We start from the raw sequence: 22,154 nt of genomic DNA, 5'->3' as shown, positions 1-22,154 counted from the left end.
GCTTACCCGGGCTTGATTGCGTCGTGCAATGCGGCCAGGATGTCGGCAATTGCAATGCCGTCCGCTTCCGCTTCGAAGTTGCGCAGCACGCGGTGCGCCAGCACCGGCAGCAGCATGTGGCCGATATCCTCACGCGTCACCGCCAGCCGGCCCTGCATCAGCGCGCGTGCCTTCGACGCCAACACCAGCGCCTGACCTGCGCGCGGGCCGGCGCCCCACCCGACGTGCTTCTTGACCGCTTCCACTGTCGTCTCGCGCGGGCGCGTAGCGCGCACCAGGCGCGTTGCATACCGCAAAAGGTGCTCGCCGATCTCGATATCGCGCACCAGCGCCTGCAGGCGCAGCAAGGTTTCCACATCCATCGCCGGCTCGGCATCTTTCAGGCCGGCGTGCGTCGTGGCGGACACCATCGCAATCTCTTCGTCTTCAGTCGGATAGCCGACATCGATGTGCAGCAGGAAGCGGTCCAGTTGCGCCTCCGGCAGCGGATAGGTACCAGCCTGTTCGATCGGATTCTGCGTTGCCAGCACGAAGAATGGGCGCGGCAGCTTGTGCGTCTGGCCGGCAAAGGTCACCGAGCGTTCCTGCATCGCTTCCAGCAGCGCCGACTGGGTCTTGGGCGGGGCGCGGTTGATCTCGTCCGCCAGCAGCACTTGCGTGAATACCGGACCTTGCTGGAAGCGGAACTCGCGCTTGCGCGTCGCATGGTCCTCCTCCAGGATCTCGGTGCCGACGATATCGGACGGCATCAGGTCCGGCGTGAACTGCACGCGGCGGAACTCCATGTCGGTCGCCTGCGCCAGCGATTTGACCAGCAGGGTCTTGCCCAGGCCGGGCACGCCCTCCACCAGCGCATGTCCCCCGGCCAGCAGGCAGATGACCAGCGAATCGATCACTTCCTCCTGGCCGATGATGACGCGGCCCATGCTCGCCTTCAGTGCCTTTACCTTGGCGTTCAGTACGCCGATCTCATTTTCGCTCCAGCCGCTTTCAGCCACGGTCATGCCCCCAACGCGTATTGAATGATATTGACTGCGAAGCGCGTGTTGTCGATTGCCAGCCAACGCTTGTTGCGGAAATCATAATCCCACTCGCAGCCATAGTCCTTATTGCTGTACAAAAGCCTGATGCGGCCGCCGAATTCCACGGCTTTCAGGTAGTCGTGCACCAGGTCGTCCCCCCAGCCATTCAGCTCCACCCCGGTATTCGGCGGTCCGTCGAACTTGAAAAAAGCCGAATACAAGGGATGGCTGTTGGAGATCTTGTGCAGTGCTTTCGGGCCGAAGATTTTCGCCACTTCCGCCTCGAACGATTTCGCAAACAGCCCGTCGATATCGTGGTTGCAGTCGTCCACGAAGACAAAGCCGCCGCCCCGCACGTAGCGCTCGAAGTTCTTGCGCTCGGCGGGCGTGAACTGCACCAGCTTATGGCCGGCCAGGTAGCAGAACGGCGCTTCCAGCATCTTCGGGTCGGACAGGGCCACAATGCGCTCAACGGGATCAACTTTCAGGGTCGTGTATTCGACCAGTGAGTTGAGCACATTGCTCGGCATGCGGATATCGACATCCCAATCGCCCGACTCGTAAGTCAGGCGGCTGAAATAGAAATCGTAGGCGGGCATTCCTTACACCGCGTCGGACAGCGACGTGAAGTTGAAATCGCGCACCTTCATTGCAGGAATCATCAGCTTGCGCGTATCGGTATCGCCGATCAGCACCGGACGGCCCAGTTCATCGATGTTGTTCAGCATCGATACCGGGCTGTCGTTGAAGCGGAAGTTCTTGATCGGGTGCTTGATCTTGCCGTTCTCGATGTAGAACGTGCCGTCGCGGGTCAGGCCGGTCAGTGCCACCGATTGCGGGTCCACCATGCGGATATACCAGGTGCGGGTCACCAGGATGCCCTTCCTGGTCGAAGCAACCAGTTCCTCGGTCGACCTGGAGCCGCCCGCCATGATGATATTGCCGGCTGGCGCAGTCGATTCCTTGCGCTGCTTCTGCGCCCAGAAACGGCTGTAATCGAGCGAAGTGATGACGCCGCCCTTGATCAGGTCACGCCGCGCGCGCGCCTGCATCGAGCCCTGGTCCCATGGCAGCACCGGCGCATTGGCATCCCACGGATCGGTCCAGACATTCACCTGCTCGTCGAACAGCTTGTCGCCCAGGCGATTGGCGCCACCCTTCTTGGACAGGAAGCTGCGGCCCTCGTCGGCGGAACGCGCATCGAAGGCGCTGAACATGAAGTTCAGCAGGTCGTTGGTTGCCGCCGGCTCCATCACCACGGTGTAGCGGCCCGGTTCCAGCGCCTTGGCATCCACCGAGCGCAACGCTTTCTCGATCGCAATTTCAGAGGTCGCGCGCGGATCGAATGCCTTGGGATCATAGGCAGCGCGGTTGACCCAGCCCGAACCGCGGCCGTCGTCCGTGCGCGTCGTCACGGTGAAATTCAGGCCGCCCAGTTCCTGGAAACCGAATACGCCGTTCGAATTGGCGACGCAATCGAACCCGATGCTGTCGTTAAAGAAGCCGGCTGCCTGCAGGCCGGCCTTCTTCGCCGCCGCGATGCTGGCGAACGCCACGTCGGCACGGTAGTCGGGATTGAACGCTTCCGCATTGCGGTTGAAGGTATCGGTCGCCTTGAAGTCCTGTTTGCCTACGGCCGGCATGAATTCGGGATTCTCCGGCGCCAGGCGCGCGATCTCCTCGGCGCGCCGCACGGCAGCTTCCAGCGACCTGGCGTCGAACTGGTTGCAGGTGGCGGAGCCTTGCTTCTTGCCGAAGGCGACGCTGACGACCAGGGTCGTGTCTTCAATCTGTCCCGCAGTGGAGACGCTGTTGTTCGCATAGCGCACATTGCCCTTGCGGCTGCCGCTCAGGTTGACGCGGCACTCGTCGGCCCTGGACATGGCCATCACTTTGTCGCAGATGCTTTTTGCTTCGTCTTTGCTCAGGAGTTTCATCTATCGCGTCCTTAGTCAATCTTGCGGGCAGTGTTGATCACATTGATGCCATTGAAGCGCGTGGTCGAGGAACCGTGCGAGACGGCGCTGACCTGGCTCGGCTGGCCTTTGCCGTCGAAGAACGAACCGCCCATGCGCCAGTCGCGTTGGTCGCAGATGGCCGAGCAGGAGTTCCAGAATTCCTGGGTGTTCGACTGGTAGGCCACGTCGTTCAGCATCTGGCCGACCTTGCCGTCCTTGATCTCGTAGAACAACTGGCCGCCAAACTGGAAGTTGTAGCGCTGCTGGTCGATCGAGTAGGAGCCGCGGCCCAGGATATAGATGCCCTTCTTCACGTCCTTGACCATGTCGTCCACCGACAGCGGCTTCCTGCCCGCTTCCAGCGATACGTTGGGCATGCGCTGGAATTGCACGCTGCTCCAGGAATCCGCATACGAACAGCCATGCGACTCCTTCTCGCCGATGATGTGCGCCTGGTCGCGCGTGGCCTGGTAGTTCACCAGGATGCCGTTGCGGATCAGGTCCCACTTCTTCGAAGCGACTCCCTCATCGTCGTAGCCGACATTGCCCAGCGATCCCGCGGTGGTCTTGTCGGCGACGATATTGACGATGTCGGAACCGTACTTGAAATTCCTGCCCTTCCATTTATCCAAGGTCGCGAAAGAAGTGCCGGCGTAGTTGGCCTCGTAGCCCAGCACGCGATCCAGCTCGGTCGCATGGCCGACATTCTCGTGGATGGTCAGGAACAGGTGTTCAGGACTGAGCACCAGGTCGTACTTGCCCGGCTCGACCGATTTGGCGGACAGCTTCTCGCGCGCCTGCTTGCCGGCCGCCCTGGCGTCTTCGATGATGTCGTAGCCGCCGTTGTACAACTGGGTAACGCCGCCAGCCGAACGCACCTTGTGCTCCGGCTTGGCGTCGAAGAATTCAAAGCCCATGCCGGCCGGTGAAGACAGCCCGTCGCGCGTGCGGAACTTGCCGGTCGCCTTGTCCACTGCCGTGGCAGTGAACGGCGCCCACAGGCGGTGCACGTCCTGGTCGATATAGGAACCGTCGGTCGAAGCAAAGTATTTCTGCTGGTTGACCTGGAACAGGTTGGCGGTCATGAAGGACGCGCCGGCGTCCAGGCCTGCCTTGTTTGCGGCCAACAGCATGTCGGCCTTTTCCTTGATCGGCACTTCGCGCCAGTCCTTTTTGAAAGGCGTCTGCCATGCCACTTCGCCGACGCCTTTGACCGGCGCCAGTTGCACCGGCGAGGATTGCAGGCGCGCGTTGGCGCGCGCGATGGCGACTGCCTGGCGCGCGGCATCAGCCACCGCATCCATCGTCATCGCGTTGGTGGCGGCAAAGCCGTAGGCGCCGTTGGCGATCACGCGCACGCCGACACCGGTCGATTCGGTGTTGACGATGTTTTCTACGCGGGTGTCGCGGGTGGTGATGAACTGGTTCAGGTAGCGGCCAATGCGCACGTCGCAGTAGCTGGCGCCGGCCTTGGTGGCAGCGTTCAGTGCGGCGTCGGCCAGTTCTTTCTTGAACTTGCGGGCCATCGGGTTCATCAAATCTTCGGCGGCGATAGCGTTGCCGAAGACGGGTACCAGCACGGTGCCGCCGGCAGCAGCGGCGACTTTCAGGAAGGATCTACGTTCCACATTTACTCCAGAATCATAAGCGCCGCCGCGTGGAGGCGGCGGCGCGTTGGGGTTGCTTAAACAGCGTCAGACAAAGAGGTGAAGTTGAAGTCGCGCACCTTCATGGCCGGAATCAGCAGCTGGAATTGCGACTCGTCGCCGGCCAGCACCTCAGGGCGGCCCAGTTCTTCAATATTGTTCAACATCGTCACCGGACTTTCGTTGAAGCGGAAGTTCTTCACCGGGTGTTTGATCTTGCCGTTCTCGATGTAGAAAGTGCCGTCGCGGGTCAACCCGGTCAGCAGCACAGTCTGCGGATCGACCATGCGGATATACCAGGTGCGGGTCACCAGGATACCCTTCTTGGTCGAGGCAATCAGTTCCTCGGTCGACTTGGATCCGCCGGCCATGATGATATTGCCCGGCTGGCCCACCGCACGCTGGCCCTGCTTCTTGCCCCAGAACGGCGAATAGTTCAACGACGCGATCTTGCCGTTCCTGATGATGTCCATGCGTTCGCGCGCCAGCAAGGTCTGGTTATCCCAAGGCAGCACAGGGATGTCCTTGTCCCACGGATCGGCCCACACGTTCACCTGCTCGTCGAACAGCTTGTCGCCCATGCGGTTGCCGCCGCCCTTCTTCGCCAGGAAGCTGCGGCCCTCGTCGGCCGAACGCGCATCGAAGCCATTGAACATGAAGGCCAGCAGGTCCGACGTTGCGGCAGGCTCCAGGATCACCGTGTAGCGGCCCGGCTCCAGCGCCTTGGCTTCCGCCGAACGGATCGCCTTTTCCATTGCGACTTCGGCCGCCGCGCGCGGATCGAAGCGAGCCACGTCCTGCGCATCGCGGCGCACCCAGCCCGAACCGCGGCCGTCTTCGGTGCGCACGGTGCAGGTGAAGTCGACGCCGGTTTGCGACTGGTGGCCGAACACGCCGCGCGAGTTGGCGACTGTTTCGAACGAAGACTGGTCGGTGAAGAAGCCGGCAGCAACCAGGCCTTTCTTCTTGCAGGCCTCGATGCTGTACGCCGCCACCTGCGCGCGGTACTCAGGATTGATCGCGTCGGTCGACTTGCTGAAGGTATCGGAGCCCTTGAACGCCTGCTTGTCCGGCGTAGGCATGAACTCCGGATTTTCCGGAGCCAGCCTGGCCAGTTCTTCGGCGCGCTGAACGGCCTTCGCCAGCGATTTGTCGTCGAACTCGTTGATCACGGCCGTGCCCTGCTTCTTGCCGAAAGCGACAGCCACGGACAGCTGGGTGTTCTCCACCAGGCCTGCGGTCGATACGGCATTGCGCGCATAGCGGATATTGCCGGTGCGGCTGCCGTTGATGGTGACGATGCACTCATCGGCTTTGCTCAGCGACATGACCTTGTCGGCGATGCGCTTGGTCTCTTCCTGATTCAGGATCTTCATGGTTGTCCTTTACGCTCAGCCGATCTTGCGGGCAGTGTTGATCACATTGATGCCGTTGAAGCGGGAAGTCGACGAACCGTGCGACACCGCGCTCACCTGCATCGGCTGGCCTTTGCCGTCGAAGAAGGAACCGCCCATGCGCCAGTCGCGCTCATCGCATACGGCAGTGCACGCGTTCCAGAACTCCTGGGTATTCGACTGGTACGCCACGTCCTCCAGCATCTGGCCGATCTTGCCATCCTTGATCTCGTAGAACATCTGGCCGCCGAACTGGAAGTTGTAGCGCTGCTGGTCGATCGAGAAGGAACCGGCGCCCACGATGTAGATGCCCTTCTTCACGTCTTTCACCAGTTCGTCCGGGGTCAGCTTCTTCTTGCCCGATTTGAGCGAAACGTTCGGCATGCGCTGGAACTGCACATTGCTCCAGGAGTCCGCATAAGAGCAGCCGTGCGATTCTTTTTCGCCAATCACTGCCGCCTGGTCGCGCGTGGCCTGGTAGTTGACCAGGATGCCGTCCTTGATGATGTCCCACTTCTTGCACTTGACGCCTTCGTCATCGAAACCGACGGCACCGAGCGAGCCCTGGATGGTCTTGTCGGCTTCGATGTTGACCAGGTCGGAACCGTACTTGAATTTCTTCGACTGCTGCTTGTCCAGCGTGGCGAAGGAGGTGCCGGCGAAGTTGGCCTCGTAACCCAGTACGCGATCCAGTTCGGTCGGGTGGCCGACGGATTCGTGGATGGTCAGCCACATATGCTCCGGCGACAGCACCAGGTCGTACTTGCCCGGCTCGACCGACTTGGCAGTCAGCTTCTCCTTGGCCTGGCGGCCGGCGGCTTTCGCATCTTCGACCAGGTCGTAGGAGCGGTTGTACAGGGTGGCGACGCCGCCCGCAGCCTTGATCTTGTCTTCCTTGCGGCCATCCAGGTATTCGTAGCCCATGCCGACCGGAGTGCCCAGGTCGGAGCGGCTGCGGAACTTGCCGCTCGCCTTGTCGACGGCGGTAGCAAAGAAAGGCACCCACAGCCGATGCAGGTCCTGGTCGATGTAGGAACCGTCGGTGGAAGCGAAGTACTTCTGCTGGTTGACCTGGAACAGCAAGGACTGGATGAAAGAGGCACCGGCCTCCAGCGCGCCCTTGTTGGCGGTGATCAGCAGGTCGGCCTTCTCCTTGATCGGCACCGTGCGCCAGTCTTTCCTGATCGGGGTGGCCCACGACACCTCGCCCACGCCCGGCGTCGGCGCCAGCTGCACGCCCGCAGCCTGCAGCTTGGCATTGGCCTTGGCGATGGCGACCGCCTGGCGCGCGGCACCGGCCACGCCGTCCGGCGACATATCGCTGGTGGCGGCAAAGCCGTAGGCGCCGCTCGCGATCACGCGCACGCCCACGCCTGCGGATTCGGTATTGGTGACGTTTTCGATGTTCAGGTCACGGGTGGTGATGAACTGGTTCAGGTAGCGGCCGATGCGCACGTCGCAGTAGCTGGCGCCGGCCTGGGTGGCCGCGGTCAGCGCGGTATCTGCCAGCATCTTCTTGAACTTCACTTCCACGGGCTTGATCAGCTCGTCGGCCGCAATGGCGCGGCCAAAAGGCATCATCATGGCAGCCATTGCACCGCCGCTCATGTTGAGGAATGCACGTCGTTCCATAGTCTCTCCAGGGTTATCGTTATGACCTAAGACAGCTTGCAGGAATCAAATCGTACGCAATTTTTGTGCCATTGTGTAAAGCTTGTACAAAGCTGAAACATATCGGCGAAAAGTGTCCGGTCGAGTGTCCGCACACCGTCCGCGCGGACACTTGACCCGGCGCTCAGCTTGCACGATCATCAAGTCCCGGGCGACCGGACTCGCTGCGTCGCCTGCCCAACGAAAAAAGGAGACTCCTGAATGAAACAGTACGTCCTGGCCGGCCTGCTGGCCGTAGGCTTCACCAGTTTTTCCGGCGTTGCATGGGCAGATCCTGCCTTGAAAGCCGCAATCGCCAACCCGACCCGCAACGCCGACAACGTCAAACGCGACCAGTTCCGCCATCCATACGAGACCCTGACCTTCTTCGGCATCAAGCCGAACATGACGGTGGTCGAACTGTCGCCAGGCGGCGGCTGGTACACCGAAATCCTGGCGCCTTACCTGCGTGACCAGGGCAAGCTGATTACCGCCGGCTCCAGCCCGCAATCGGCCGATGAACGCGTGCGCAAGTCGGCCGAACGCTTCCAGGAATTCCTGGCCAGGCAACCGGGTCGCGACAAAGTGGTGCTGGGCGCCTTTGAGCCAGGCAATGGCGTTTACACCTACGCGCCGAAAGGCAGCGCCGACATGGTGCTCACTTTCCGCAATATCCACAATTGGATCGGCACCGGCGACGAAAACATGAAGAAGCTGATGGCCAGCATTTACGACAGCCTGAAGCCAGGCGGCGTGTTCGGCGTGGAAGAGCACCGCCTGCCGGCTGCGATGAGCCAGGACGCCAAAGCCAGCTCCGGCTATATGCACGAAGCCTACGTGATCAAGATGGCCGAGCAGGCCGGCTTCAAACTGGTGGCCAAGTCCGACGTCAACGCCAATGCAAAGGATGATGCCAACCACGAAAACGGCGTCTGGGCGCTGCCGCCAACCTTCACCAACAAGGACAAGGACCGTGCCAAATACGCGGCTATCGGCGAGAGCGACCGCATGACGCTGAAGTTCGTCAAGCCTCAGTAATCAGTGCTGAAAAAGCTGCAATGCGCTGCCGCCGGCCTGCTGCTGGCGGCAGCTTCCACCCTGGCCAACGCCGGCGGCGCGGCCAACGCGCCGCTGATGCGCTTCGTCCTGCCGTCGGTCACCCCGGGCTCCGAAGTGCAGGTCACCTACTTCCACCTGCTGCTGCGCCTCGCGCTGGAAAAGACCGACGGCCCGTTCTCGATCGAGTTCTATCCCTACGAACTGACCAGCCCGCGGCGCGCCCTGGAGCTCAAACGCAATGGCGTCATCAACATCATGTGGGACGGCACCAACGCCCAGCGCGAACGCGACTTGCTGCCGATTCGCATCTCCCTGGTGCGCGATTTGAATGATTACCGCGTCTTCATGATCCGCAAGGAAGATGAGGCGCGCTTCCACGACGTACGCAGCCTGGCCGACCTGCGCAAGCTCACCGCCGGCGCGGGCCTGAACTGGCCTTCGGTGGACGTATTGCGCCATAACCGCTTGCCGGTGGAAACGACGGTCAATTACAGTTCCCTGTTCCCGATGCTGAAAGCCAGGCGCTTCGACTACATGCCGCGCGGCGTGCACGAAGCCTGGGCTGAAGAACAGGTGTATGGCAAGGATGGATTGATGGTGGAGCCGACCATCTTCCTGCATTACCGCGTGCCGTTCTATTTCTTTGTCGGCAAGGACAACAAGGCAATGGCGCAGCGGGTGGAGAGGGGGTTGAAACTGGCGCAAGCCGATGGCAGTTTCGACAAGCTGTTGAACGGCTACCCGGCTTTCCAGCGCGCGCTGGCGGAGATCGCGGCGCGCAAGCGCAAGGTATTCGAGCTGGAACTTCCTAGCGGGACTGCAGGCGGCTCATCAAAGTGACAAAGCCATAGCCGGCGACGACCAGACCTCCCAAAACGGCGGCAATTGAAACGATCAAGCTAGTCATTCATTCTCCCATGTGCGCAAACTAGCGATATTATGCGTCATGCGCACATGAATGAATCTCACACTTCGTTTCAATATTGTCGCAATTGTGTCATTTTTTCAGCGGAGTAAAGGACAAATCGGCGAAGTCGTAGCTGAAATCGGTCTCGGTGGACACCGGCGCCATCTTCATGCGCTCGATCGAGCCGTCCGGATTCAGCGCGAACGTCACGTAGGCGTCCGCATTGAAATTGCGCTCCTTCCAGCGCACGATGAAGGTGTCGTGCTGGAAGTGTTCCAGCGTGCCGCTCAGGTCCGGCGTGCGGCTGAAGGTCATCAGCTGCCTGCCGCCCGCCTGCCTGATGCTCACCGTGCCATACCAGTCGTCCTGGTAGTCGCCGTTGTAGGAAGCCAGCGGCAGCGAAGGCTTGGATGCCGCCGCGCGCGCTGCAGTCAGCTTGCCTTGGCGCGCCAGTTCGTCCTTGTGCATTTCGGCTTCCATCTCGGCATAGACCTTGATCCAGTCGGTCGGCGCCGCGCCCATGTAGTTGTCCAGGATGCGCCACTGCAGCGCGCTCATGGACGGACCGTTTTCCGCATTGGTGAAGATCGCCACGCCCAGTTTTTCCTCCGGCACCATCACGATGCGCGAATAGAAGCCCTGCAGCGCGCCGCCGTGCATGGCGAGCTTGCGGCCGCGGTAGTCGCGCAGCTGGAAGCCCAGGCCGTACGCGGCGAAGTTAGCCCTGGTGGCGGCCAGCGGCGGTTTCGGCTCGCTGATCTTCATCGGCGTCTGCGGCGTCCACATTTCGCGCGCCTGCTTGGCGCTGAACAGCTGCTTGCCGTTTTCCATCTTGCCTTCGTTGAGCAGGACCTGCATCCACTTGGCAATATCTTCGGCATTGGTCTGGATGCCGACCGCGCCCACGGCGTTCTGCACCGGCATCGGCTTGACCACGGCGGCCTTGCCATTGACCTTGCTGTGCGGCGCCGAATAGTCGGCCGTCTTCAGCATTTCGTCCACGTTGGTGGTGGAACCACTCATGCCCAGCGGCGCCAGGATGCGTTCGCGGGTGGCGTCTTCCCAGCTCTTGCCGGACTTCTGCGCGATGATCTTGCCGGCCACGATGTACAGCAGGTTGTCGTAGGCGTAGTTGTTGCGGAAACTGGTGGCCAGCTTCACATTGCGCAGGCGCTCGATGATTTCATCGGTGCTGAAGGTGGTGGTCGGCCACCACAGCAAGTCGCCCGCACCCAGCCCCAGGCCGCTGCGGTGCACCAGCAGGTCGCGCACGGTCATGGTGTGGGTCACGTAGGCGTCAGCCATCTGGAAACCAGGCAGGTGCCTGGTGACGGGATCGTCCCAGGCCAGCTTTCCCTCGTCCACCAGTTGCGCCAGTTCGGCAGCGGTAAAGGCCTTCGAGTTGGAGGCAATCTCGAACAGGGTCTTGCCGGTTACCGGCGCCGGGTCGCCCAGCCTGCGCACGCCGAAACCTTTGGCCGCCACCACCTTGCCGTCCTTGACGATGGCGATGGCGATGCCGGGAACGTCGAAAGTTTTAAGCGCCAGGTTGACGTCGCGGTCCAGGTCGAAGGCCGGCGCACTGGCAGCTGCTGCAGCGACCGCGCCTTCCGCTGCGGCGACAGCCGGCGCACCGATGGCGGCGCTGGCCGCGAAGGCCAGCATGAACAGGGCGGCGAGAGGTTTCTTCAGCAGCATGGTCATTTCTTCAGCAGTTTATCGACGGAGCCCTGGGTCTCAGGGTGGTAGCGCGGGCGTGCCTTGGCATAGACGCCCTTGGCCCAGGACGCTTCGTTCGGGTTGTTCAGCAGCGCCTTGTACAGCGGGACCACGAACTTCTGCCGGCCCACGCTCATCAGGAAGGCATTCAGCGGCTCACGCACGCCATAGCCGGCATGCACCGACGCCAGCAGGAAGCGGAAGCCGATTTCATTGTTCTTCGTATCGCGCAGCTTGAAGGCCTCATCCAGCTCCTTCATTTGCGCCGCATTGGCCTTGCTGTCGATGCCGTTCAGGAAGTGCATCCACTCCAGCGCGATCCACTGCTGCGTCTCCAGCGTGCTGGTCGCCAGCTCGCCCTTCAGCCAGGCGTCGCGCTTGGCGTCCAGCGCAGCCAGGCGCGCCGAATTCACATACTGCGCGCTGGCCGGGATGCCGCTGCCGTGCAGCCATTCATCGAGCTCCGCGTCGCCCATGATGGCCGGATTTTTCGCCAGCAGGTTCTTGCGCAGGTAATCGACGAATTCGCCCGTCGTCGCCGACTGGAAGGCATGCTGGTCGAACCAGCCGCGCAGGAAGGGATCGAACACTTCGCGGCCGGCGCGCTGCTCCAGCGTATGCAGCAGCCAGGCGCCTTTCGGATAAGCCAGCCCCTCGTCGGTGTAGGTGTCCGGATTGGTGTCGGCATCCTTGGTCAGCAAGGCTTGCTTGGCCGGCGCGATGTCCTTCAGCGAGGCGACGGCTTCGGCCTGCTCCACCTGCAGGTTCATGTCGGCCACGTCCTTGCCGTACAGGCTCTCCACGATGCGGGTGGTGACGTAAGTGGTAAAGCCTTCGTTCAGCCACCAGTGTTTCCACGAGGCGTTGGTGACCAGGTTGCCGGACCAGCTGTGCGCCAGTTCGTGCGCGATCAGGTCGTTCAGGCTGCGGTCGCCCGCGATCATGGTCGGGGTCAGGAAAGTCATGCGCGGGTTTTCCATGCCGCCGATCGGGAACGACGGCGGCAGCACCAGCATGTCGTAACGCCCCCAGCGATAAGGGCCGTACAGCGCTTCGGCCGCGTTGACCATCTTCTCGGTGTCGGCCAGCTCGTAGGCTGCGGCGTCGATACGGCCTGGCTCCGCGTACACTGCGGTGCGCGGGCCGAGGTTGCGCAACTCGATTTCGCCGATGGCGATGGCCAGCAGGTAGGATGGAATCGGCTGCGGCATCTTGAAGTTCCAGCCGCCCTTGCCGGTCGCGTGCTGGTCGCCCTCCGCGCTCATCACCACGCGCATGCCGGCCGGCGCGTCGATGTGGGCGCTGTAGGTGAAACGCACTGCCGGCGTATCCTGCACCGGCGCCCAGGAGCGCGCCTCGATCGTCTCCGACTGGCTGAACATGAAGGGGCGCTTGCCCGACAGCGTCTGCTCGGGATTCATCCACTGCAGGGCATTGGCCGTCGGCGCGGTGCGGTAATAGATGCGCACTTTCTCGGGCTGCGTTTGCAGCGCGATGCGCAGGGCGCGGCCCTTCTTCGAGTCCTGCTTGTCGAGCATGAACGAAGCCGGTGCCCAGTTGCCGCCAGGCTGCTGCACCTGCACGCGTGCGATTTTCAGCTGGCGGGTATCGAGTACCAGGGTGCGCGCCGACTTGTCGATCCAGTTCAGCGACAGTTCCGCATAGCCGTCGAGCGTCTTGCGTGCGAAATCGGCTTTCAGGTCCAGGTGCAAGTCGGTGGTGCGCACCTGGTCATAGCGCGCAAAGCTCAGCGGATCTTGCGCCCACGCAGGCAACGCAAACGCAGCCACCACAGCGGCAGCAGGCATAGACAGTCGGAACATGGCATCTCTCTGTTGTTACAAGCGCGCAGAGGATAGCACACCTAAAGTCGGGGTCAGGTCTGGCAATCGGACATTTTGCGCAGCAAAATGTCCGATTGCCAGACCTGACCCCGACTTTCAAATTACACCTTTATATCTATCTCGTAGGTTGTGCCATCGTCGACCAGCGCAATCTCTGTTGGCGCGGCGCTCGCTTCGCCGCGGGTGACGCGCAGGATGTAGGTGCTGCTGCCGTAGCGGTAGTGCAGCGTGAAGCCCGGCCACGCGGCCGGCAGGCGCGGGGCCAATAGCAGCTTGTCGGCCTGGCGCGTCAGGCCGAGCAGGGATTCCAGCAGCAGGCGGTACATCCAGCCGGAAGAACCGGTGTACCAGCTCCAGCCGCCGCGGCCCACATGCGGTTCGACGGCGTACACGTCGGCGGTCACCACATACGGCTCCACCTTGTAGCGTGCGCAGGTTTCCGCGCTGGAGCCGTGCCGTACCGGGTTGATCATCCGCATCAGGTCCCAGGCGCGTTCCACGTCGCCCAGCCGCGCAAAGGCCATCACGGTCCAGATGGCAGCGTGCGTGTACTGCCCGCCGTTCTCGCGCACGCCCGGCACGTAGCCGCGGATGTAGCCGGGGTTCAGGTCGGCCTTGTCGAACGGCGGGTCAAGCAGCTGGATCAGGCCGAAATCACGCCGCACCAGCCGTGCTTCCACCTGCTCCATTGCGCCTTCCACGCGCGCCTTGTCGGCGGCGCCGGTCAGCACGCCCCAGCTTTGCGAAATCGAATCGATCTGGCATTCCTCGTTCTGCGCGGAGCCGAGCGGCGTGCCGTCGTCGAAATAGGCGCGGCGGTACCACTGGCCGTCCCAGGCATTGGCTTCGATGTTGGCGGCAAGCTGTCTGGCCTGCTCGCGGCATTCGTTGGCGAAGGAGGCATCATCGCGCTTCTCCGCCACTTCGGCAAAGCGCTGCAGCACTTCGATCAGGAACCAGGCCAGCCACACGCTCTCGCCCTTGCCATGTTCGCCGACCTTGTCCATGCCATCGTTCCAGTCGCAGGAACCGATCAGCGGCAAACCATGCTCGCCGAAGCGCAGGCCATTCCGGATGGCGCGCACGCAGTGTTCGTACAGGTCGCCGGCATGGGCCGAGCGGCCCGGCATGTCGTAATAGGAGTCTTCTTCCGGCTGCACTGAACGGCCTTCCAGGTAATGCGCCTGCTCGTCCAGCACCGACAGGTCGCCGGTACTAGAGACATAGCGCCAGGCTGCAAGCGGCAGCCACAGGTAGTCGTCCGAGCAGTGCGTGCGTACGCCGCGGTCGGATGGCGGATGCCACCAGTGCTGCACATCGCCTTCCACGAACTGGTGCGCCGCGCACAGGACCAGGTGCTCGCGCAGGATATCGGGGCGCGTGTGCACCATCGCCATCGCATCCTGCAGCTGGTCGCGGAAGCCGAACGCGCCGCCGCTCTGGTAGTAGCCGCTGCGCGCCCACATGCGGCAGGCGATGGTCTGGTACATCAGCCAGCCGTTGGCCAGCACGTCCAGTTCCGGCTCGGGCGTCTGGACCTGCACCGCGCCCAGCACCTTGTCCCAATGTTCATGCACTTCGCCCAGCGCCTGCAGCGCCGCGCCGCGCCCGCCATGGCGCTGCACCACATTGGTGGCGTCGGCGTTGCGGCGGCCGCCCATGCCCAGCACGAACACAATCTCGCGTTCCTGCCCCGGCTGCAATTCGAACGGCGCCTGAATCGCTGCGCAGGCATCGAGCCCGGCGCCGGCCTTGCCCGACAAACGCACCCGCCGCAGCGCCGCCGGCCGCGCCAGGCTGCCATTGCGGCCGATGAATTCGGTACGATCGCACGTCACGGTGCGCACCGAAGCGTCGGCATTGAAGAAGGCTACGCGGCCGGAGAATTCGGTGTTGTAGGCATTGCGCGCAAACAGCGCGCCGCTCACCGGATCGATCTCGGTCACGATATGCATGCCCGACTTGGAGCGCATATCGCCCAGCACCCACTCGACATAGCCCGTCACCGACAGCTTGCGCACCGCGTCGGAATCATTGCGTACGCGGATCACCGTGTAGCGCACCGGCGCGTCCAGCGCCACGAAGGTGGTCATGCGGCTGCTGATGCCGGCTTCTGCGTATTCGAACGAGGAATAGCCGAAGCCATGGCGCGTCAGGTAGCTGCCGGCGCCCGGCGCAGGCAAGGCAGACGGCGACCAGAAACGGCCGCTCTGTTCATCGCGCAGGTAGAACGCCTCGCCGCTCGAATCCGACACCGGATCGTTATGCCATGGCGTCAGGCGGAATTCGTGTGCATTCTCCTGCCAGGTATAGGCCTGGCCGCTTTCCGACACCACACTGCCGAATTGCGCGTTGGCGATCACATTCGACCATGGCAGCGGCGTGCGTTGCCCGGCACTGGTGGCGATGACATACTCCTTGCCGTCCGGCGTAAAGCCGCCCAGGCCGTTCACCAGGATCAGGTCGTCCGGCAAGGTCACGCCCGCTGCAGCGTCACGCTCCGCCGGCTCGGAGCGCCCTTCCGCCATCAACGGCGGCATGCGCAGCGTGGGCGCCACGCCGCGCTTCAATTGATCGGCCAGCGTGCCGCGTTCATCGCTCAGCACTACGCGTGCCACGGTCTGCAGCAGCACGCGGTCTTCCGGTGCGATGCCTTCCGTCGGCCGCACGAAGATGCCGCCCGGCCGGTCGATCGCCTGCGCATCCAGGCCCGACGCAATCAGCCCCATGATCTGGTCATGCAGCGCCTGGCGGTAGCCGGAACGGTCTTCGTACCAGATCACCAGGTCCACCACCAGCCCTTTCAGGCGCCAGTAGGCGTGCGCCTGCACCAGCTGCCGCGCCAGTTCGATATTGGCGGCATCGCGGATTTCCATCAGCACGATCGGCAAGTCGCCGGAAATCGCATAGGCCCACAGGCCGGACTGGCCGCGCTGGTTGCGGATCAGGATGCCGGAGTCCGCCCGCAGCGCCGCATTTGGATAAATCACATGGTTGGCCAGCCGCGCATACAACTGGGCCTCGGCCTCGCTGGCATTCAGCTGCCGCAGCACCACCTGGCTATGGGTCCATGCCAGTTCGAACACGCGGTCCGCCATGTGGCGGTCCTGGTACTTGTCGATCAGGTATTGCGCCGCGTCGCGCGTATCGGTCATGCCGGTCACCACGTCGACCACCGACACCTGGCCCGGCTCCAGCGCAATGCGGTAGCGGATCGCCACCACCGGATCGAGCACCGAACCCTCGCTGCCGGACAGCGGCCCCGGCTGCTGCACCGCCAACGGCAGCTGCGCCGTGTTGCCGCGGCCTATGAAGCGCGCGCGGTCGGTTTCATACGACACCTGCTGCACCTGCGCATCGTGCACCGTCATCACGTGCAGCAGGTATGGCGTCTTTTCGTCCTTGCCGCGCGGACGGCGCGTGCACAGGATGGCGCTTTCGTCTTCCACGATCTCGGTCTGCACGAACAGCTTGCTGAACGCCTGGTGCGCGTTATCGGCCGGCGCCGGCGCCATCACCACTTCGCCGAAGCTGGTGACCTCGATGGTGCGGCGCCGGTCGGAATGGTTGGAAATTCGCGTGCGCCGCATCTCGATATCATCTTCCGGCGATACCACGATTTCCGTGTACAGTTCGATCTCGTTGTCGCTGCGGCGGAACTCGGCCCGGCCTTCGGAGAAGATCACTTCCAGCCGTTTCGGCTCGGCCTGGGTCGGCTGGTATGTGGTGGACCAGACCGCACCGTCCTCCACATCCTGCACGTAGCAGAACTGGCCCCAGTTGTCGCGCGTGCTGTCCTCGCGCCAGCGCGTCACCGCAAGATTGTTCCAGCGGCTGTAGCTGCCGCCGGCGCTGCTCACCATCACATGGTAGCGGCCATTCGACAGGAGCTGGGTTTCCGGCACCGCCGGCGTATGCTGGCTTGTGATCCGCATCGGCGCAGCCTGGTCCGGCACCGTGCTGCGCACCGAGGCCTGCTCCGCGCTGGCCGAATGGAAGGCGCCGATGCGCGGGCTGCGCTCCTGCAGCACCAGCAAGGTCGATTGCAGCAGCGGGTCGGATTCGAACCGGCGCTGCATCGGGCGATCGTTCAGCACATAGCTCAGCGCCAGGAGGCCCATACCCTGGTGGTGCACCATGAAGGACTTGATGATGGCGTATTGCTGGCCGCGCGGCAGGCGCGCCGCCGTGTAATCGATCGCCTCGTAAAAGCCGTAGCGGCCCATGAAGCCCATGGCCGCCATCTTCTGCAGGTTCTGGCAGGAGCTATCAGGATCGACCATCAGGCCAAGCATGGTGGCGTAGGGCGCTACCACCAGATCTTCCGCCAGGCCGCGCTTCAGGCCGATGCCCGGCACGCCGAATGCGCGGTACTGGTAGTTCAGCGCCGCGTCGGTGGTGTTGTAGCCCGACTCCGAAATCCCCCACGGCACGTTGCGCTGCTTTGCGTATTCCACTTGCGCCGCCACCACCGATTGGTATGTCTGCTCCAGCAGCGTACTTGGGTAGGTCGGCATCACCAGCAGCGGCATCAGGTACTCGAACATCGAGCCGCTCCACGACAGCAGTACCGGCTGGCCATGCACCATGCACAGCTGGCGCCCCATGGCGAACCAGTGCTCCTGCGGCAGCTGCCCTTGCGCGATGGCGACGAAACTGGCCAGCCGCACTTCGGAGGCCAGCAAGTCGTAGCAGCTCGCATCCAGTCGCCGCTCGCTCAGGTTGTAGCCGATAGCCAGCAATTTCGTGGTCTGGTTGTACAGGAAGCCATACTCGCACTGGGCGAATTCATTGGCCTGGTGCGACAGGCGGTTCAGCATGTCGAGCCGTTCGCGCGCGCGTGCCGCCCCCTGCTCCACCAGCGTTGCCAGCTGCTGCTGGCGTTCGCGCTCGTCCGGCGCCAGGTCGCTCAGCGCGGCGCCGGGCAAAGGCCAGCTGGCCAGTTCACGCAGGGTCGGCACGCGATCGAGCGTGGTGTCGTATTGCGCCTCGGTTTGCGCCGTGATCCAGGGCGCGAAGCCATCCAGCTCTTCCAGCATGCTGCGGCATTGCGAATGCAGGGCGCCAGCCCATGCGGCTACCTGCGGGTCGAGCGGCACCGACGCCTGGCGCAGGAATTGTTCGGCGCCTTCGCAAGCGCGCACCAGCCAGCTGCGCGCCTGCCGCAGGCTTGGCGGATAGGCCGCCGGCGGCGCAGCAACGGCTGCCTCCAGCGCGGCCAGCGCATCGGCCGCCACACTGCCGGCCGAAGCAGCGGCTTCGCGCAGCAGGGAACAGGTAGTGGCCAGGCCTTGCGCCAGGTTCGGGTGCACGATGGGCAGTTCGGCAATGCCGACCAGGCCAGCCTGCAGCGTGAGCAGGTGGCCTGCCAGGTTGCCGCTGTCGACGGTGGAAATATAGATCGGGTGCAGCGGCTTCATCGACTGGGTGTCGTACCAGTTGTAGAAGTGGCCCTGGTGCCGCTCCAGCTGCGCCATGCTGTCCAGGGTGCTGGCCGTGCGTGCCGCCAGCTGGGCGCCGCTAATGTAGCCGAAATCGTAAGCGGTCAGGTTGGCCAGCAGCGCCATCCCCATATTGGTGGGCGAGGTACGGTGCGCCACCACCTGGGTCGGATGCTCCTGCATATTATCGGGCGGCAGCCAGTTGTCTTCCGGGCCGACAAAGGTCTCAAACCACAGCCAGGTCTTGCGCGACAGCTTGTGCAGGAACTGGTTCTGGTCTTCCTTCAAGGCCCGCTGCACGCGTGCAATGGGAAGGCTGATCCACCAGGCCACCAGCGGCGATGCGAACCAGGCAGCGACGAAAATCAGCGCCGCCTGAAACGCCTGCGGGCGCAGTACCGCCAGGCCAGCCCCGGCACCCAGGGCCAGCAGCGGCGCAATCCACATGGTGCGCCAGTTGCTGGCCAGGCTGGTGCCCGAGCGCGACAGCCCGGACGCACGCCATTCCAGCAAACGGCGCCGCGATACCAGCAGGCGCCAGCCGGTGCGCACGATGGCATCCAGGCTGATGTAGGCTTCATACGGCAGGAACACCAGCGTCAGCAGTGCGTGCGCGAACTGCAAGCCGCTGCGGCGCAGCGATGCCGGCGCATGCTGGCTCCACAGCGTGTCGTCCGGCTTGTGCAGCAAATCGTAGACGGCGCTCACCAGCGGCGGCAGGAAGATAATCGCCAGCACGGCCAAGGCCCAGAACCATGGATGCGGCAGGGCGGCAAAAGCCATCAGCAGCGACAATGTCAGGACCGGCGCCACCAGGCTGCGGCGCAGGTTGTCGAACAGCTTCCAGCGCGACAGGGCGGACAGCGGATTGCTTTCGTGCTTGCCGCCGGCCAGCGGCACGCGCCGCATCAGCCATGGCAGCAATTGCCAGTCGCCACGCATCCAGCGCTGGCGCCGGCTCACGTCATCGCGATAGCGCGCCGGGTAATGTTCATAGAGCTGCGCATCGCTCAGCAGGCCGGCGCGCAGGTAGCAGCCTTCCAGCAAGTCGTGGCTCAGGATGCGGTTATGCGGCAAGCGCCGGCCCAGTACTTCCTCGAACACGTCGACATCGTAGATACCCTTGCCGATGAAAGAGCCTTCGGCAAACACGTCCTGGTATACGTCGCTGACGGTACGGGTATAGGGATCGATGCCAGGCTCGCCGCCGCACAGCTTTTCATAGCGCGACGCGTCTTCGCTCGGCAAGCTGACTGCCACCCGCGGCTGCAGGATGCCATAGCCGGCCACCACGCGCCGCAGGCGCTGGTCGATACGCGGCAGGTTGAGCGGATGGCGCATGGTAGCGACAAACTGGCGTGCCGCATCGCGCGGCAACTGGGTGTCGCTATCCAGCGTGATCACATACTTAAAGGCAGGCAGGTCGTCGATATCGCCAACGATCAGCGAGAAGGCATCCTGCGCCCCGCCGCGCATGAAGCGGTTCAGGTCGGACAGCTTGCCGCGCTTGCGCTCCTCGCCCATCCAGGCCCGCTGCGCCGCGTTCCAGCGGCGCGCGCGATGCAGCAGCAGGAAAGGCGCCGGCCCGCCCTGCTCCGTATATTTCAGGTTCAGGCGCGCGATATTGGCGGCCGCACGCTCGGTCAAAGCTGCATCGGTCGGCAGCGTCTCTTCCTGCGCATCGGCGAAGTCGGTCAGCAGGCAAAAACGCAGGTTGGGGTCGCGGTTGGCAAGGAAGCGCACTTCAAGCTGCTCGCAAAGTTCATCGACGTTTTCACGGCTGAACAGCAAGGTTGGCACCACCACCACGGTGCGCGCATCCGGCGGCACGCCGTTCTGGAAGTCCATGCGCGGCAATGGCCGCGGCTCGACAAACAGCGTGGCGACCCAGTTGACCAGGGCCAGTGCCAGCTGGCTGCTGCCCATCAGGCCAAGGATGCCCAGTACCACCAGCGCCCACGGCTGCACGCCATCGCGCCAGGCGCGTTCCAGCATCAGCGCAGTGGCGATCACGGACAGTGCGCCGATCGCGCCGAGATAGGACAACAGCGGCGAGGTGCGCATGGTGCGCTTCAGCGAGCGCAGGGGCGGCAGGCGCACGCCGACCTGGCGCTCCATCAGCAGCATGCCTTCGCCCACCAGGTAATAGCCTACGTGATGCAGGCGTGTGTCAAGGTCGCCGGCCCGCGTGCGCGCCAGCTCGAGCGCCTGCTGCGCCACCTCCGCCTCCGTTGCCTGCGAATAGCGCGCCATGCGTTCCACGCTGTGGCGGTACTGGTCGCGCGTGGAAAAGTCCATGTCCGGATAAGTACCGGCAGGATCCTGGCGCAAGGTCTGCTCGACCACGCTCATGGTCTCGACAAACTCCTGCCAGTCCATGGTGCTGAGGAAGCGCAGGCTGCCGATGCTGTTGGCAATCGACACCTGCTCCGCAGCCTGCATATGGATTTCGGCCTGGATCTGCTGCTCGATGGTCTGGCCGGTTTCCGCCAGGCGGTAGGTGATCCAGTTCAGCGCCAGGGTCAGCACCGGGCTTTGCCCTTGCAAGCGGCGCGCCAGTTCGGCCACGAAGCCGCTGGTGATCGGCGGCTCGGAGCGCGCCATGTCGGCCACCAGCAGGATCAAGCCGCTCGGATTCTTGTCGGCGATCTCCACCATCTGGTCGGCCCAGCTATTGGCCAGGTCGCGCTGGAAGCGGTTTTCCGCCACGCGCGCAGCCACCCGGCGCAGGTTCTCGATCAACGCCAGGCGCAGCATGATCGGGATCGCCCACAGCTCGCCCAGTTTCAGCGTCGCCACTTCCTGGTAGGCTTCCACGAAACGGCTCAGGCTCTCCGGATCAACGCGGCCGTCGCCATGGGCAATGATCTCCAGCGCGATCTGGTAGACGCGCGGCGTGCCCTGCGGCGCGCCTTTGGCCAGGCGCGGCAATTCCTTGCTGTAGTCTTTCGGCAGGTGGCGCCGCGCGGTGCGGATCTGGTCTTCGATCAGGTAGAAGTTATCCAGCAGCCATTCGGAAGCGGGCGTGATCTGCCGGCCTTCCTTGACCGCTTCGGTCAGGCCTTCGCAGGTTGAACCGATCAGCGCTTCGTTTTCACTGAGCCGCGCAAGCAGGCGGTCCCCGCCACCGCGCTTGCTGAGTTCATGGCTTGCAGCCAGTGCACGGCCATGCTGTTCCATTTGCTGCGCGCTGAACAGCTCACCGCGCAGGGGCAAATCGTCTTCCTCACCGGTCCCTTTTTCAAGGGACCCCGATTCTGATTCCTTGAACCCGGCACTTGCGGCCGGCCATAAAAAAGGATGCTCTTTCAAGGGTGGGCCTCACACTTATTCTTAGAACTGCCGCGCAGACGGGCAGTATGGTCCAAGGCATGTTAGGCGGGCGCACGACTTACGACTGTTCGCTAGCGTACATATGGGTCCGTTAAAGATCAGCGAGAATTTCACCTCGGCAAGAGCACGTTTTTTTTTGCTAAGCCGGCGGCCTGAAAATTGAATAACTGCCGGGTTAACG

The 22,154-nt window shown here is 63.3% G+C and carries 11 protein-coding genes; 2 read left to right on the top strand and 9 right to left on the bottom strand.

All coding sequences use genetic code 11. The features are described 5' to 3' along the window. Positions 1-2: 2 nt before the first annotated feature. From ASD07_RS09145 to ASD07_RS09120, 6 genes are read right to left on the bottom strand one after another with little or no spacing between them, the layout of a single operon-like run. Positions 3-1,004: a MoxR family ATPase gene (locus tag ASD07_RS09145; RefSeq protein WP_055928396.1), complete on the bottom strand. Its 1,002-nt coding sequence runs from the start codon at positions 1,002-1,004 to the stop codon at positions 3-5. Further along, positions 1,001-1,621, bottom strand: coding sequence for a DUF4159 domain-containing protein (locus tag ASD07_RS09140; RefSeq protein ID WP_055928395.1), 621 nt, complete (start codon positions 1,619-1,621; stop codon positions 1,001-1,003). Before ASD07_RS09140 ends, ASD07_RS09145 begins: the two co-directional genes overlap by 4 nt. A gap of 3 nt (positions 1,622-1,624) precedes the next feature. Further along, on the bottom strand, positions 1,625-2,959 hold the full coding sequence (locus tag ASD07_RS09135) for a TldD/PmbA family protein (protein WP_055928391.1): 1,335 nt from the start codon (positions 2,957-2,959) through the stop codon (positions 1,625-1,627). A gap of 11 nt (positions 2,960-2,970) precedes the next feature. Further along, entirely contained in the window at positions 2,971-4,608 is a 1,638-nt protein-coding gene (locus ASD07_RS09130) for a TldD/PmbA family protein (protein WP_055928388.1), read from the bottom strand. Between the two features lie 56 nt (positions 4,609-4,664). Next, positions 4,665-6,002, bottom strand: coding sequence for a TldD/PmbA family protein (locus ASD07_RS09125; protein WP_055928386.1), 1,338 nt, complete (start codon positions 6,000-6,002; stop codon positions 4,665-4,667). A 15-nt stretch (positions 6,003-6,017) separates the two neighbouring features. Next, the gene (locus ASD07_RS09120; RefSeq protein ID WP_055928383.1) at positions 6,018-7,652 is read right to left on the bottom strand and encodes a TldD/PmbA family protein; all 1,635 of its coding nucleotides are present in this window, start codon (positions 7,650-7,652) and stop codon (positions 6,018-6,020) included. A 240-nt stretch (positions 7,653-7,892) separates the two neighbouring features. Here ASD07_RS09120 and ASD07_RS09115 point away from each other — a divergent pair, with 240 nt between their 5' ends. Then, positions 7,893-8,708 carry a class I SAM-dependent methyltransferase gene (locus ASD07_RS09115; protein ID WP_055928380.1) on the top strand — a complete coding sequence of 272 codons (816 nt, stop codon included), beginning with the start codon at positions 7,893-7,895 and terminating at the stop codon, positions 8,706-8,708. 3 nt (positions 8,709-8,711) lie between these two features. Continuing rightward, positions 8,712-9,569, top strand: a complete 858-nt coding sequence (locus tag ASD07_RS09110) for an ABC transporter substrate-binding protein (RefSeq protein WP_055928377.1) — start codon at positions 8,712-8,714, stop codon at positions 9,567-9,569. A gap of 157 nt (positions 9,570-9,726) precedes the next feature. Here ASD07_RS09110 and ASD07_RS09105 read toward each other — a convergent pair whose 3' ends face one another. The 3 genes from ASD07_RS09105 to ASD07_RS09095 form a co-directional block, all read right to left on the bottom strand. Then, the gene (locus ASD07_RS09105; protein WP_055928454.1) at positions 9,727-11,334 is read right to left on the bottom strand and encodes a serine hydrolase; all 1,608 of its coding nucleotides are present in this window, start codon (positions 11,332-11,334) and stop codon (positions 9,727-9,729) included. A 2-nt stretch (positions 11,335-11,336) separates the two neighbouring features. Continuing rightward, positions 11,337-13,178 (bottom strand): M1 family metallopeptidase, encoded by a 1,842-nt coding sequence (locus ASD07_RS09100; protein ID WP_307143641.1) that lies wholly within the window; start codon positions 13,176-13,178, stop codon positions 11,337-11,339. 122 nt (positions 13,179-13,300) lie between these two features. Further along, positions 13,301-21,856, bottom strand: coding sequence for a GH36-type glycosyl hydrolase domain-containing protein (locus ASD07_RS09095; protein ID WP_373922078.1), 8,556 nt, complete (start codon positions 21,854-21,856; stop codon positions 13,301-13,303). Between the last annotated feature and the right edge of the window lie 298 nt (positions 21,857-22,154).

It is taken from the genome of Duganella sp. Root336D2 (assembly GCF_001425005.1).
GTDB lineage: Bacteria > Pseudomonadota > Gammaproteobacteria > Burkholderiales > Burkholderiaceae_D > Rugamonas.
This window is presented reverse-complemented; position numbering and strand designations above follow the sequence as displayed.